Source organism: Pseudoalteromonas sp. MIP2626 (assembly GCF_013414205.1).
In the GTDB taxonomy this organism is placed as follows: domain Bacteria; phylum Pseudomonadota; class Gammaproteobacteria; order Enterobacterales; family Alteromonadaceae; genus Pseudoalteromonas; species Pseudoalteromonas nigrifaciens.
Genome location: NZ_JAATTW010000068.1, coordinates 1 through 15,114, shown reverse-complemented (window position 1 = coordinate 15,114; position 15,114 = coordinate 1). Strand labels below are relative to the sequence as shown.

At 39.8% G+C, this 15,114-nt stretch carries 13 protein-coding genes, 1 tRNA gene and 1 pseudogene; 3 read left to right on the top strand and 12 right to left on the bottom strand.

What is annotated here, in order from left to right; genetic code table 11:
* Positions 1-73 precede the first annotated feature (73 nt).
* The 3 genes and pseudogenes from HC000_RS16965 to HC000_RS16955 all read right to left on the bottom strand — a co-directional run.
* Positions 74-229: pseudogene (locus tag HC000_RS16965) on the bottom strand (LysE family transporter); the annotation flags it as partial.
* A 13-nt stretch (positions 230-242) separates the two neighbouring features.
* Positions 243-1,016: a hypothetical protein gene (locus tag HC000_RS16960; protein WP_179808261.1), complete on the bottom strand. Its 774-nt coding sequence runs from the start codon at positions 1,014-1,016 to the stop codon at positions 243-245.
* A 3-nt stretch (positions 1,017-1,019) separates the two neighbouring features.
* Complete coding sequence (locus tag HC000_RS16955; protein WP_083497484.1) at positions 1,020-1,496, bottom strand: CreA family protein; 477 nt, start codon at positions 1,494-1,496, stop codon at positions 1,020-1,022.
* A gap of 254 nt (positions 1,497-1,750) precedes the next feature.
* On the opposite strand from HC000_RS16955, the gene HC000_RS16950 reads away from it, so the two are divergent.
* Entirely contained in the window at positions 1,751-2,080 is a 330-nt protein-coding gene (locus HC000_RS16950) for a 5-carboxymethyl-2-hydroxymuconate Delta-isomerase (protein ID WP_011327042.1), read from the top strand.
* 350 nt (positions 2,081-2,430) lie between these two features.
* Here the strand turns inward: HC000_RS16950 and HC000_RS16945 are convergent.
* The 3 genes from HC000_RS16945 to HC000_RS16935 all read right to left on the bottom strand — a co-directional run bounded on the left by HC000_RS16945 (position 2,431) and on the right by HC000_RS16935 (position 3,610).
* A tRNA-Ile gene (locus tag HC000_RS16945) sits at positions 2,431-2,507 on the bottom strand.
* Positions 2,508-2,813: 306 nt separating this feature from the next.
* Positions 2,814-2,972, bottom strand: a complete 159-nt coding sequence (locus HC000_RS16940) for a YqaE/Pmp3 family membrane protein (protein WP_011327039.1) — start codon at positions 2,970-2,972, stop codon at positions 2,814-2,816.
* A gap of 74 nt (positions 2,973-3,046) precedes the next feature.
* The gene (locus HC000_RS16935; RefSeq protein ID WP_011327038.1) at positions 3,047-3,610 is read right to left on the bottom strand and encodes a BON domain-containing protein; all 564 of its coding nucleotides are present in this window, start codon (positions 3,608-3,610) and stop codon (positions 3,047-3,049) included.
* A 422-nt stretch (positions 3,611-4,032) separates the two neighbouring features.
* Here HC000_RS16935 and suhB point away from each other — a divergent pair, with 422 nt between their 5' ends.
* Positions 4,033-4,836 carry an inositol-1-monophosphatase gene (suhB, locus tag HC000_RS16930; RefSeq protein ID WP_011327036.1) on the top strand — a complete coding sequence of 268 codons (804 nt, stop codon included), beginning with the start codon at positions 4,033-4,035 and terminating at the stop codon, positions 4,834-4,836.
* A 72-nt stretch (positions 4,837-4,908) separates the two neighbouring features.
* Here the strand turns inward: suhB and HC000_RS16925 are convergent, their stop codons facing one another.
* The 6 genes from HC000_RS16925 to queA form a co-directional block, all read right to left on the bottom strand.
* Positions 4,909-6,690 carry a GGDEF domain-containing protein gene (locus HC000_RS16925; RefSeq protein ID WP_179808262.1) on the bottom strand — a complete coding sequence of 594 codons (1,782 nt, stop codon included), beginning with the start codon at positions 6,688-6,690 and terminating at the stop codon, positions 4,909-4,911.
* Positions 6,691-6,810: 120 nt separating this feature from the next.
* On the bottom strand, positions 6,811-7,758 hold the full coding sequence (gene secF / locus HC000_RS16920) for a protein translocase subunit SecF (protein WP_089367647.1): 948 nt from the start codon (positions 7,756-7,758) through the stop codon (positions 6,811-6,813).
* 9 nt (positions 7,759-7,767) lie between these two features.
* Complete coding sequence (gene secD, locus HC000_RS16915; protein WP_179808260.1) at positions 7,768-9,627, bottom strand: protein translocase subunit SecD; 1,860 nt, start codon at positions 9,625-9,627, stop codon at positions 7,768-7,770.
* 19 nt (positions 9,628-9,646) lie between these two features.
* On the bottom strand, positions 9,647-9,982 hold the full coding sequence (gene yajC / locus HC000_RS16910; protein ID WP_011327033.1) for a preprotein translocase subunit YajC: 336 nt from the start codon (positions 9,980-9,982) through the stop codon (positions 9,647-9,649).
* A 26-nt stretch (positions 9,983-10,008) separates the two neighbouring features.
* Entirely contained in the window at positions 10,009-11,136 is a 1,128-nt protein-coding gene (tgt, locus tag HC000_RS16905; RefSeq protein WP_011327032.1) for a tRNA guanosine(34) transglycosylase Tgt, read from the bottom strand.
* 150 nt (positions 11,137-11,286) lie between these two features.
* Entirely contained in the window at positions 11,287-12,318 is a 1,032-nt protein-coding gene (queA, locus tag HC000_RS16900; RefSeq protein WP_179808259.1) for a tRNA preQ1(34) S-adenosylmethionine ribosyltransferase-isomerase QueA, read from the bottom strand.
* Between the two features lie 200 nt (positions 12,319-12,518).
* Between queA and HC000_RS16895 the strand changes: the two genes are divergently transcribed.
* The gene (locus tag HC000_RS16895; RefSeq protein WP_179808258.1) at positions 12,519-15,056 is read left to right on the top strand and encodes an EAL domain-containing protein; all 2,538 of its coding nucleotides are present in this window, start codon (positions 12,519-12,521) and stop codon (positions 15,054-15,056) included.
* Positions 15,057-15,114: the final 58 nt, after the last annotated feature.

The following is a 15,114-nucleotide window of genomic DNA, read 5'->3' as shown; positions in this document are numbered from 1 at the left end:
GCTCTATTGTTAGCGCGTTGCGCTAAAACCTTACATCCCCGACCTAAAGGACGGAGTTTTTCGGCTCAAATGATAAAATAGCCGCACCAACACCTGCACTAGTCCAAAGAGCATTGCGCCTACCTTGCTGCACACTTTGCTTTAATACCACAGCAAAATCGGGCCCTGGGCTTGCTACTGCAAAAAAGTGCGCTACGGCAATCAGTAAAAATTCGTCTAAGTAATTCACACAATATCTCTGCTTAGTTTGGCATATACGCTAATAACAGCGGGTTAGCTGAGTTATTGACTAATGCTTTAATTTCTTTTTGCGCTTTTTTAAATTGGCCGCGCAAATGCGGTTTTAAATGCTGCTTAGAGCGTTTATCATTTTTAAAGTAACTCACTAACGCATGCATAAATACCGTATGGGTTTCGTTCAACGACGCTTCGCGATTTGCATAAGGGTTATAACACGAGCCACAGCCGCCCTTAAACTGATATACCGTATTGCTCATCATTACCCCAAAGCCTAAAAAGCAAGCCAGTGCATCAGCAGCTTGCGCTAAGTAGTCTTTTCCGCCCGGTGGTAATACGCCTACATGATGAATTAAAATAGTCGCTAACGTTCCAGCAAAACTGGCAACTAAGTCTTGTGGCTGGTTTACTTGATTTGGATTAAACGAAATATTAATAGCCTGGCTAGGCGGTACAATTAATTTAGCGCCTTCGCCACGTAGTTGTTGGCTAAATTTAAACTGTGGAAAAACCTGTGGAGTGAGCTGCTGCGGTGCAACTAGTTGAATAGGCCACGCTGTCATACCCGCATAACTACTTACGCGGTTAAATACCTTAGTGGCCATTTCTTCAATACTCGATACCGAGTCGGGAAAGAACTCAACCGTGGGCAAAGTGATTTGCGTATGCTGGGTAAAAAACTCAACATCAAAGTTTTCAACTGCCCATATAAAGGTATCAATTAACCATTGCTGCTCTTGCTCAGCCAGTAATGGTTTGGGCTTAAATAACGCTAACATAGCTTACTCTCGCTCTTGCCCAAGCGCCCATTGCCATGCTTGTGTATTGTATAATGGCACAGTAGATAACGCATGATGATGACTCCCCGTAGACTCTTTAGTCGAGTACGACAAATACAATAAGGTATGTGCTTTAGCATCGTAAATACGACGCACTTTTAATGATTTAAACAAAATACTTTTAGATGATTTAAATACCACTTCCCCAGATTTACTCCGATCAATCTGCTGCAATTGCTCTGCGGTAATAACCCCGGTTTGCCGACACGAAATTGACATATCAGAAGGATCTGAAAAATCTAAATTAGCTTCTATATGGCTAATATGGCACGTTACCCCAGTGACTAAAGGGTCTTGTTGCGAATTTACAATTACATCCTTGGTGGTAAATAACCCAAGGCTTACAGAGGCAACATCATCTGAGCACGCTGTTAAGGTAAGCATACCTGCGAGTAAAAAGCTGACTTTTAAATACTTCATCGTGTTCTCCAACATACTTAAAGAGGGATACGGTTTATTCTTCTATACTAAACGTATTTACAGCTACAAAACACATGTTGTAAAAAATAAACATTGCGCTATATACATTCACCTTTGCCGCACCATAACACTTCTTAATGGCTAATTGTGCAAAACAAAAAGATGCTAATTCAGCATTGTAGGGGTTAGCGGGTAACCTGGTATTTGGTATAATAAGGTTCACACATGTAGTAACTCATAATAGGAACGCCTAAATGCCGCACATTATTATTGAACACTCAGAAGACCTCCCTGTATTACCACAAGTACTTGTAGAAAAAATTCACAACGCCGCTTTCCAAAGTAATTTATTTGATTTAGAAACCATAAAAACACGCGCTATTTCCTATCAGCAATATCTACTTGGCGCAGGCGGGTCGGGGTTTATACATATTGCGGTACACATTTTGGCGGGACGTTCTATTGAGCAAAAACAAATGTTAAGTGAGCAACTACTTGAGTGTTTAAAAACCTATTGCAGAGCATCAGACAGTTTAAGCGTTAATATTTACGATATTGAACATGAGATCTACCGTAAAAATTAATTTATTTTACCCGTCACATTAAATTAGTGAACAATTCTAGTACCAAAAAAACAGCTTAATCACTAATCAAAGTCATAATGTATAGTGACCTATAGGCTATTTCTAACGCGGTTAATTAGCTACTTAATAAGTCAGAATGATCATGTTATTAATAATATAGGTATTAACTTAAAAGCGTTAATAAGTACTCTGTAAAAAATCCCTAACTAGGGATTTTTTATTGCCGTAAAACAATTCTATTTATTATTTTATAATGAAACAGGCAAAAATATACTTAAAGTGTAATTAACACAACATAGAGCTATTCATTAGTTAATGATTGGAATGATTTTTAGTAGGTATATTTAAAATGGTGGCCCCTCCCAGACTCGAACTGGGGACCTAACGATTATGAGTCGTGTGCTCTAACCAACTGAGCTAAGGGGCCAACTTTTTGTATAACTGTAAACAGTTAATTTTTTAAGAAGCGTTTAGTCACATAGCGACTAAAGCGGGGTGCAGTATAAAAAGTTTTTAGAGGCTTGTCACTAGCAAAAGTCTTTATTTTAACAATCAATGGTCTAACTGCTTAAATAGTAATCTTTTTATGGGTATAATATTAAAATTTGCAGAATTTAGGGTTAATACTGGCAGCTAAGTAAAAGTGAAATGGAAGGCTGTATATCGCGTAATTTAAAAATTGGGCTTTAAATAAGCAACTTACAGCTTATATTACGCGACAAACAGAAATGAATTATTTTTTTGCGATAATGTATATTGCATGTATTACTCCAGGGAAGTAACCAAACAACGTAAGTAAAATATTTATCCAAAAATGTAAGCCTAAACCCACCTGTAAAAATACTCCCAGTGGTGGCAGTAAGATTGAAAAAATAATACGTATAATATCCATAAATATTCTCCTTATTTATAAATAAAAAATTTATAAGCAAAAACCCAGCAGAGCTGGGTTTTATAAATACTATACTACTTTGCAACTATCGTTAGTTTATCTACTACATCGCGAACATCTTCTGCATTTTTAGCAATTTTTACTGCAAGCTGTTTTTCAGCATCTGAGTTCACTGTACCGGTAAGAGTAACTACACCGTTGTCAGTATCTACATCAATGTTTGTACCACCAACTTCTGAGTTAAATAAATAACGCGTTGTGATGACTGTGGTAATTTTAGCGTCGGTTAAGCCGCTACCATCATCATCTTTCATGTTGTCATGGCTTTTACTGTTCATGTTTTTCACAACAGTAAGCTGGTTATCAACATCGGTTACACCATCTAAACTCAGTACAAGTTCTTCTGCTAACTCTTTGTCGAGTTCGCTATTAACTTTACCTGTTAGTATAACTTTGCCATTTTTTACATCAGTGTTGATGTCAAAGTTATTGAGGTTAGTGTTCATAAGAAGCACTGTTTCAGCCTTACCATCAATCCAAGCATCTTTACTTTCATTTTCCCAGCTGCTCGCTTGAGCACCCATAGCCGTAGTACCTAAAACTAACGCCGCAATGATAGATTTGTTAAATGTTTTCATAATCTTTCTCCTTTTGATTAAAGACACTTTAACTAATGCCAGCTTTAAGCCAACTTTAATAAACAAGTAAAATCATTAACTTAAGGCGATGTGTAAAATAACTTCACTTTGTATACATCACTTTTTTACCGACTTATCGGTAAAAAGTTCTCAGTAGTGAAAATAAAAGCATGTTCATAGCTTTTAACTTGGGCCCAGGTTAAAGAGTAAAAAACATGCTAAATTTTTAAAGCACTAGAACACATTTAAAAAGTGCTTTGCAGATTCATCAATGCTGAATTTCTATAAAATGCTCTGCACATCAAGCAAGTATAAAAAACAAACAAAAGTATTTAGGCTTTGTTGTTTACTTTATGGCAAAAGTCGCTAAAATACGCCAGCTAAAATATATAAACGTTCTTTTACAACCCAAAGGTAATACCATGCATCCAATGTTAAACATTGCGGTTCGCGCTGCGCGTAACGCAGGCAAAATTATACTTCGTGCAAGTGAAGATTTATCAAAAGTTGAAGTTCAACAAAAAGGCACTAACGATTTAGTGACTAACATTGATAAAGAAGCTGAAGCTATAATTCGCGACACCATTTTACGCTCTTACCCTGATCACTGCATTGTTGGTGAAGAATTAGGCGAGCATAAAGGTAAAGATGCAGATTACCAATGGATTGTTGACCCGCTTGATGGCACAACTAACTTCATCAAGGGTATTCCTCATTTTGCGGTTTCTATCGCACTTAAAGTAAAAGGTCGTTTAGACCAAGCCGTTATTTATGATCCAATTCGTGGTGAGCTTTTCACTGCCTCTCGTGGTCAAGGCGCACAACTTAATAGCAAACGTTTACGCGTTTCTAAAACAGTTGATTTAGGTGGTTCAATCTTAGCTACTGGCTTCCCTTTCAAGCAAAAACAACACCTAGATGCATACACAGAAGCGTTTAAAGCTTTATTCATACATACAGCTGATATCCGTCGTGCGGGCTCTGCTGCGCTAGACATGGCTTATGTTGCTGCTGGACGCGTTGATGGCTTTTTCGAAATTGGTTTAAAACCTTGGGATACTGCTGCAGGCGAGCTATTAGTAAAAGAAGCAGGTGGCATGGTTGTAGATTTTGCTGGCGGCGTAAACTATAACAATAGTGGTAACATTATCTGTGGCGCACCTAAGCTAACTCAAGCAATAATTCGCGAAATTCGCCCTGTATTAACTGAGTCATTACTTCGTTAATAAAAACTGCATGGTTTAAAAAAGGAGCTTAGGCTCCTTTTTTTGTTGTCTGCAAAAAATTATTTATGACGATTAAACTGCTTGTTTTTCTAACCTAGCAACCACACTACTTGGCTTACTACGCCGACATAAAAACAAATGGCTATGAGCAAAGCGCTTTGCTGATTTTTTAGCATTACTTGCCAATGCTGCAACCTGATGGCTATTCTTATAATGGTGTAAATCGGGAGTAACTAAGCCTATTGCCAGTGTTACTAATGGCACAAATTGTGGCTTCCCTTCTCTATTTGCACTCCAATATCCCTTATTTTTAATATGTTCGGAACTAAAAAACACCTGTGATTCTATTTCAAATTGGCGAATAATATGCTCGCACACTGCGGCAGCATTATTATCATCAAATAGCACCATAAAGTCATCGCCGCCAATATGGCCAACAAAACTGTTTGTATTACTACACGCCTGCATCGTAATATTTGCTAATAGTTTAATTACACTATCGCCGCTAGCATAACCAAACAAATCATTAAACTGTTTAAAATGGTTCAAATCTAAATACGCCAATGAAAACGCCTTTTGTGTAGCTAAACGCCGCTCTATGGCATCGTTAAGAGCTAGATTACCGGGTAACATAGTTAATGGGTTAGCGTGCTGCGCATGACGAATTTTTTCATCTGTTATATGTTTTAATATGTCGCGTACTGGCACAATGCCTAAATACTGCTGCCCTCGGGTGATCACTATATGGCGGCGAATATCAAAGTCGCATTCGGTAATTTGCTGACTAACGTTATCTAGCAGCTGGTTTTCATCTACCACTAGCGGTTGCCTGTCCATTACTACAGTGGCCGCACGCTTGTCATACAAAGCATGGCCATAGGCCGCTGCAAACACTTCACTAAGTTGCTCTTTGTGGAGCAAGCCAATTGGCTGACACTGCGAATTAATTACCACTAGGCTGGCAATTGATTTATCTCGTTCAAATAGCGCATGGGCGTCTTTACAACTGGTTTCGCTATCAATAGTTTGCTGCGCTACTGCAAGCCAACCAATAGCCATAGAGTTATTTAACTGGTTTGTATTTGCGGCAAAGCTCAGTGCTTGAATTTGCCTTGCTGAAAGCACATAACTTGGTTTATTACTTGGTCGTTCAAGTAAAAACCCTTGCACATAGTTGATACCCATTCCTTCTAACACAGTTAGCTCTTCTGCTCGCTCAATTCCCTCTGCAATCACTGTCGTATTGGTTACTTTTGCCAGAGCTGTTATTAACTTTAAAAACTCTTTTTTAACCACACTTTTATCGCAATGATCGATAAAATAACGATCGATTTTGACAAAGTCTGGGCATAACTCCGACCATTGCTTTAACCCAGAATACCCCGTACCTAAGTCATCAATTGCAATAGTGAAGCCTAAAGAGCGGTAATGTGCCATGGTTTTTTGTAGTAAAAACTCATCCTCGACTCTTTCTTGCTCTGTTACCTCTATCACCACCCGATGAGCTGCTAAACCAAACTGCTTAATGAGATGCAGTGTTTCGCCTTTAGGATGACTTGGGTCGAGTAACGTTTTAGGACTAACATTTAAAAATAGTTTGCCCTGCAGCTTCAAATGCACAAAGTTCTCAATAGCTTTAGAGCGGCACAGTAGCTCAAGCTCTGAAATAAGACCATATTGATGAGCCACCTGAAACAGTGTATTAGGCATTTCTAAACAGCTATTTTTAGGCCCTCTGCTGAGTGCTTCATAACCGAGAATGGTCTGCCTGCTAATATCAAAAAGCGGCTGAAACAAGGTGGTAATTGTGCCATTTTCTAAAATTTCATTTAATAATTTACGCTGCTTCATTATTGCTAAGCTCTATTACGATTTACTCAAGGTAAAGTAGCAAGCGAATATGACATTTTTATGGTAATCTGCAGGCAATAAAAAACCGCCCAGATGGGCGGTTAATATCGGCTTACAAATCTATTACGGCATAGCGTCTAGATCAGCACCTTCTTTTTCAATCACTTCTGGTATTAAATCTTCTTTACTGACGCCAAGTGCAATAGCAACTGAGCTGGCAACGTAAATAGATGAATAAGTACCAATAAACACACCAAATAACAATGCTGTAGCAAAGCCATGAATGGTTTGACCGCCCCAAATAAACAAGGCAATTAATACTAAAATAGTGGTAATTGACGTTACTAAGGTACGATTAAGCGTTTGTGTTAAAGACATATCGATAATTTCTATCGTGTCATCAATACGCACTTTGCGAAAGTTTTCACGAATACGGTCAGATACTACAATGGTATCGTTTAGTGAGTAACCTATTACCGCTAATATAGCCGCTAATATGGTTAAATCGAACTCTAAACCTAATACCGAAAATAAGCCTACGGTAATAATAACATCGTGAATTAAGCCACTTACAGCGCCTACTGCAAAACGCCATTCAAAGCGAAACGCTACATAAATCAAGATACAAATAAGTGCAGTTAACATGGCCAGGCCACCCTGCTCTTTTAAATCTTCACCTACGCTTGGGCCAACAAACTCAATACGGCGCATTACTACGCTTTCGTCTGCTAGCTTTAGTGCAGCAATAACTTGGTTACCAATAACTTCAGCTTTTACGTCATCGCCGCGCGGCGCTAAACGAACTAAAATTTCTTGGCTTGAACCAAACAATTGTACCGATGCATCTGCAAAACCATTTTCGGCAAGTACATCACGCACCTTTTTAAGATCTGCAGGTTGCGAAAAGCCAACTTCAACGGCAGTACCACCGGTAAAGTCTAAACCAAAGTTTAAGCCTTTAGTAAAAATCGCTATAAATGACGCTAAAATTAATAACGTTGAAAAACCCATTGCCACTTTACGAAGAGACATGAAACGTAGGGTTTTGCTACCCAATTTTAAAATTTGCATGGCTACTCCTTAAATTGAAAGTTTATCAACACGTTTACCGCCGATAAATAAGTTGATAATCGCGCGCGTACCAACAATAGCTGTAAACATTGACGTTAAAATACCAATTGCTAACGTAACCGCAAAGCCTGCAATTGGGCCAGTGCCAACAGCAAACAAAATAACGGCAGCAATTAAGGTGGTGATATTAGCATCAAAAATAGTGCTAAATGCACTGTCATAACCAAAATGAACGGCTTGTTGAGGGCTACGGCCATCGGCCAGCTCTTCACGAATACGTTCAAAAATAAGTACGTTGGCATCAACCGCCATACCTACGGTTAGTACAATACCGGCAATACCTGGCAGAGTAAGCGTTGCGCCTGGAATTAACGACATAACACCAATAATAAGCACTAAGTTAGCAGCAAGCGCAAGGTTAGCAACCATGCCAAAGCCTTTGTAGTAAATAAGCATAAATGCAAGTACGAATGCAAAACCAAGTGCTACCGCGGTCATACCTGCTTCAATGTTTTCTTGGCCCAAGCTTGGCCCTACTGTGCGCTCTTCAACTATTTGAATTGGCGCTACAAGTGCGCCAGCACGTAGTAATAAGCTTAAGTTATGTGCTTCTGCTGGGTTATCAATACCGGTAATACGGAACGAGCGATCAAGGCGTGCTTGAATAGTTGCTACGTTAATAACTTCTTCAACCTTAATAGGCGGAAGCGCTTTACCGTCGGCATCTTTTTTACCTGATGGTTTGTATTCAATAAATACCGTGGCCATGCGCTTACCAATAGCTCGCTTGGTAAAGGCATTCATTTTTGCCCCACCTTTGCTATCTAGCGTAATACTTACTTGCGGGCGTTGGTATTCATCGCTACCTGATTGCGCGCCAGTAATATGGCTACCTTCAAGAATAATACGTTTTTTAAGTACCACAGGGTAACCGTCACGGCTCATGATCATTTCAGTACCCGGTGGGATACGACCTTGAGCAGCAGCGCTAATATCGGCGTTTTCTTCTACTTCGCGAAACTCAAGTGTGGCCGTTGCGCCTAAAATTTCTTTAGCACGAGCAGTATCTTGAATGCCGGGTAGTTGCACAATAATTCGCTCAGCACCTTGGCGCTGTACGTTTGGCTCAGCAACACCAATTTGGTTAATACGGTTACGAATAATCGTTTCGTTTTGCTTGATAGCGTAATCACGAATTTCTTTGAGTTTTTGCTCACTCATAGTCGCATAAAATGCGTTATCGTTACTGCTATCATCTATGTATACATTTAATGGATACTGCGTTTTTAAGAAGCGCTCTGCAGCGTCTTTATCTTCTTCGCTGCGCATTTCTACACGCATACGATCAGAGCCCGCTACACGGCGAACACTGCGATAACGAAGTTTTTCTTCACGTAGGTCGCTACGAAAGTCTTCTTCCATTTGCTCAAGCTGGTTATCAACGGCTGTCGCCATGTCAATTTCCATGGTGAAATGCACACCACCACTTAAGTCTAGGCCTAGCTTCATTGGGTTGCCGCCAACCGCTTTTAACCAAGCTGGTTGCGCTGGAGCCATGTTTATAGCAGAAATGTAATCATCGCTAAGAGAGTTACGCAATAAATCTTGCGCTTTTAGCTGCTCTTCAACGTTTCTAAAGCGAACGAGTATTTGCCCATCTTCGAGTTTCGTTGATTTAACACTAACGTTATGTTTTTTGAGGGTTGCGTTTACTTTGTCTATTACACTGAGATCAACATTAGCACCTTTAGCGCCAGAAACTTGTATAGCCGGATCGCGACCATACAAGTTTGGAGAGGCGTATAAAAGGCCAACGGCTACCACAGCTAAAACAAGTAAATACTTCCAAAGTGGAAACTTGTTTAACACGGGGTCGTCCTTATTATTTTTATAGCGACTTCATTGTGCCTTTTGGCAATACCGCAGTTACGGCTGATTTTTGTACTGTTACTTCTGCTTGCTCGTTTAATGAGATAACAACAAAATCTTTATCATCTGCAATTTTTACTATTTTACCCACTAAACCGCCTTGGGTAAGTACTTCATCACCTTTAGCCATCGCGCTCATTAAGCTTTTATGCTCTTTAACACGCTTAGCTTGCGGGCGATAAATCAAAAAGTAAAAAACCAAACCGAAAATAGCTAACATTATTAGCATTTCCATTCCGCCACCGGCAGATGCAGAACCAGTACTTGCGTGGGCATTCGAAATAAATAAACTCATGATACTTCCTCTTTAATTTTTAAAATTTAATTTGTTATATCTGCAAGCTCTGGCACGTCTTGGCCACGGCGAGCATAAAAATCCTGAACGAACTCATCTAACTTACCTGCGCTAATTGCGTTACGTAAGCCTTCCATAACACGTTGATAATAACGTAAGTTATGAATAGTGTTTAATCGTGCGCCTAAAATTTCGTTACATTTATCAAGGTGATGTAAATAGGCACGTGAGTAGTTTCCACAGGTATGGCAATCACACTCAGGGTCAAGCGGGCCAGTATCTGTTTTATGTACTGCGTTACGTATTTTAACCACACCTGTGGTTATAAATAAATGACCATTACGAGCGTTACGGGTTGGCATAACACAGTCAAACATATCAATACCACGGCGTACCGACTCAACTAAGTCTTCTGGCTTACCTACACCCATTAAATAACGTGGTTTGTCTGCTGGCATTTTGTACGCGCAATGATCAAGAATATTGATCATTTCGTTTTTCGGCTCACCTACCGATAAACCACCTAATGCATAGCCATCAAAGCCTATTTCTTCAAGTCCGGCTTGCGATTGTGCACGTAACTCTGGGTACATACCACCTTGAATAATACCAAACAGTGCAGATGGGTTGTCGCCATGGCCTTCTTTTGAGCGTTTAGCCCAGCGAAGTGACAACTCCATTGAATCTTTAGCTTCTTTTTCGGTAGCAGGGTATGGTGTACATTCGTCAAAAATCATCACGATATCTGAACCCAAGTCGCGCTGTACTTGCATTGATGATTCTGGCGTCATCATAATTTTCTCGCCATTTACTGGGGAGCTAAATAATACGCCTTCTTCGGTAATTTTACGCATAGCACCTAGGCTGAACACCTGGAAGCCACCTGAGTCAGTTAGAATCGGGAAATCCCAATTCATAAACTTATGTAAACCACCGTGTTGCTTAATGATTTCAGTGCCTGGGCGCAGCATTAGGTGAAACGTATTACCTAAACAAACTTGCGCGCCTGTTGCTTTTACTTCATCCGGTGTCATGCCTTTAACAGTACCGTAAGTACCTACAGGCATAAATGCTGGAGTTTCTATTACACCACGGTCAAAAATCAAGCGGCCGCGGCGCGCTTTACCGTCTGTAGTGTCTAATTCAAATTTCATATTGTCCTCAATGTCGGAAAAACAGTCCAACAAGCTATAATTTAACCGCTCAATTCTACCCTTTTTACTGCGTTAATACTATTAACTGCGGTAAATTCAATGCTGATTTAAAAGCAAATAGCCAGCTTAAACAAGTAAATTTTGTGGTGTTTATTTACGGGTTAAAAACATCGCATCGCCATAACTAAAAAAACGATACTGCTGCTCTATGGCGGTGTTATATGCGCCCATAATATTGTTTTGTCCGGCAAAGGCACTTACCAGCATGATAAGCGTTGACTCTGGTAAGTGAAAGTTCGTGATCATGGCATCAACCACATTAAATTGATAACCCGGATAAATAAATATATCGGTATCACCAAAGTAAGTATCTAACTTACCACCGTGTACTTTTGCTGCAGATTCTAGAGAGCGTACAGACGTTGTACCTATGGCAATAACACGCCCACCATTGGCTTTAGTGTTTGCTACAGCAGCAACCACATCATCTGGCACTTCTATGTATTCTGAGTGCATAATGTGCTTATCTACCGTGGCAACACGCACCGGTTGAAACGTCCCTGCTCCCACATGCAGTGTAACAAAAGCCATTTGTACGCCTTTATTTTTTAGCGCGGTCATTAACTTATCGTCAAAATGCAAACCGGCGGTAGGAGCCGCAACCGCTCCAGGCTTTTCGCCGTACACGGTTTGATAACGCTCACGATCAGCCTCGTTATCAGGGCGATCTATATACGGCGGTAATGGCATATGGCCAATATCATTTAATATATCGAGTACGTTTTGGCTATGCTCAAACTCCAGCTCAAATAAGGTATCGTGACGCGCAACCATGGTTGCTTTTGCCTTGCCTTCAAGAATTACTTCGTTGCCTGGCTTTAGCGATTTACTCGCGCGCACATGTGCCAGCACTCTATGCTCATCAAGCACACGCTCTACTAATACTTCAACTTTTCCGCCTGACGCTTTTTGACCAAACATACGGGCAGGTATTACTCGCGTGTTATTAAACACCAACAAGTCATTTTCGTTAACTAATTCAAGCAAATCACTAAATACTTTGTGCTCAACTACACCACTTGGGCCATCTAGGCTCAATAAGCGGCTACTTGTTCTGTCTTGCTTAGGAAAACGAGCAATTAATTCGTCGGGAAGGTCAAAGCTAAAATCAGCCACGCGCATAGTTGGTAATCCACATCATTTAAAGTCGCGCCAAGTGTATATCTATCGCTTATGAAGCTCAAGAAATCAGGTAAATTCTCATTAAATTACACTTGTTTTACTGCATTTATTATCATGCCGTAAATACGCTTGTCCTAAGCGGTAAATATCATTACTCTTACTCTTTTGAATAATCGTGATTTTTTAGGGGTACTCTAAACGTGGTAAATCAGCTTAAATTGCTAATATTAAACGCCAGCAGTGCTGAGCGTGGCACTATTCGAGCCACTTTAGAGAAATTAAATGTTTTTGAATTTATAGAAGTATCTGATAGCCAACAAGCTTTAAAAATATTAAAAAAACAAGCCGTTAATATAATTATTACTGGCCTTGATGTAGGTAAAATTGATGGCTGGCGCTTCTCAAGAATGATCCGCTCGGGCTTATTAAATACCCCTAAAAATACCCCAATCTTACTTATTCCCCCTATTTATTGTGAACGAATAGCTGAAACTACTGCCCGCAGCTACGGTATTGATGCAGTATTACCTTTTGAGCGCCAAGACATGCTGCCGCAAGTGCTGGCAAGTGTGCTCGCTAACCATTTAGAAAAAAGCAGTCGTTTAAACCTCTTACTGTTAGAGCCGACTAACACTAAAGCCAATGAAATCAGCAAGCCGTTACTGCTAAACTTTTCGATTACCCATGTTACCTCGAGCCAAGCCGCGCTTAATGCTTATAACCAGCAACAATTTGCAATTGTTTTACTTGATGCAACCGGTGCAAGAGCAGAAGAGTCGAGCGTGCTAGTATCTGAAATTTTACAACATAATCCTATGCAAGCAATTGTAACTATTATAGATAGTGATGATGCAGATTATGCGGAGCAGCTTTTACTTTCGGGTGTCACCGACTTTATACGTGCCCCATACGATCCGCCATTTTTAAATAAAGTATGCGACCATGCAGCGCGTCGCGAAGACTTTATGGTGAGCTACGCTGAATTTGCTAACAAAGTAGAGCAACTGAGCATAAGCGAAGTGCGATACCGAGATTTATTTTCTGCGCATCAACGTATTTTATTGCATTTAAATACTGTCGTTCTAGAACTTGATCAGCAAGGGCTTATTCGCTTTATCAACCCAGCGTGGGAAGCATTAAGTGGCTTTGGTGTTAAATCGACACTACAACAGCAATTAACTAATTTTTGTATTGCTGAATGCCAAGTAAAACTACAAGCAACAATAGACGACATTCTTTGTGGTGGTGAGTACAAACAACAAGTTGAAATAAGGCTACAACATAAAAATGGCAGCCAAATTTGGGTTGAATGTCGGCTACAGCTCATACAAAACAGCCATAATAACGCCACTATTACCGCCACAATCGACAATATTCATGAACGAAAACAAGCGGAACTGCAGCTGCGCCATTTAGCACTTCACGATACGCTTACTGGCCTGCATAATCGCTATTACTTTGACCAACAGCTGAATCGTATTTGCCAACCTCAGCACACGCATTCTGATATTGAGCACGCGCTTATTTATATCGATTTAGATCACTTTAAAATAATTAACGACAGTAAAGGCCATCAACAAGGCGATATTGTTTTAAAAGAAGTAGCGCAATTATTTATAACAAACATAAGTACCGAGCATTTAGTGTGTAGAGTTGGCGGCGACGAATTTGCTGTGATCCTCAAACATACCAACTTGCTTGACGCGCATTTAATTGCCGAAGGTATATGTAACGCAATTGAACAAAATCAATTTAAATCTGAGGAGCAAATATACTCAATCAGTTGCTCAATTGGTTTAACTCAAATTACCGAAAAGAATTGCGACCCGAGCGAATGTTTAAAACAAGCTGATATTGCCCTGTATATCGCTAAAAATTTAGGTCGTAATTTAGTACATTGCTATGCAAAACAAGATGCCCATAACAATACGCTACAAACGGGTTTAGAGTGGGGTCATGGTATTCGCCAAGCGCTACAACAAGACAGCATTGAACTGCATTACCAACCAATTTGGGATTTTAGGCGCAATGAAGTTGCTTACTTTGAGGTGCTGCTGCGCTTAAAAATAAATGATGAACTAGTTTTTCCTAATCAATTTATTCCTTCATTAGAAATGCTAAACGATACTTTTTTAATGGATCAATGCGTTATTCGTAACACAATTGCTAATGTTGCCCTCTACCCAGAACTTAACCAAGTAGCTATAAATCTCTCTGCGCAGTCATTTTTAGATGAGCGTTTAGTGCCATTAATAGAGTCAAATTTAGCAAAGTATCAGGTTTTACCAACACAAATAATTTTTGAAATTACCGAATCTGCCAGCATTAACAACTTAGCAGCTACGCGTAAAATGATTGAAAAACTCAATATTTTAGGCTGCCACTTTTCGATTGACGATTTTGGCACCGGCTTCAGTACTTTTAACTACTTGAAACAACTGCCAGCACAGCATGTAAAAATTGATGGCTCGTTTGTTTGCGATATGCTCAACGACCCTATTGATTTAGCACTAGTAAAGGCCATTAACGACATTAGTCATTCACTCGATAAGCGCTCTGTGGCTGAGTATGTAGAAACCGAAGAAGTATTTTTTGCATTAAAAGAAATTGGCGTTGACTACGGCCAAGGCTATTTTATAGCTCGCCCTATGCCTATTAAAGGTGTTAAAAGTGAACTTGAAAAGATTTTAAAAAATAAAACGTTTTACCAACAACTACCTAACCTGAATCTCGTTTAAGAAAATTGAACTAAATGCCTGTTCCGAGATCCGATCTTTCGACCAAGAACGATTGGAT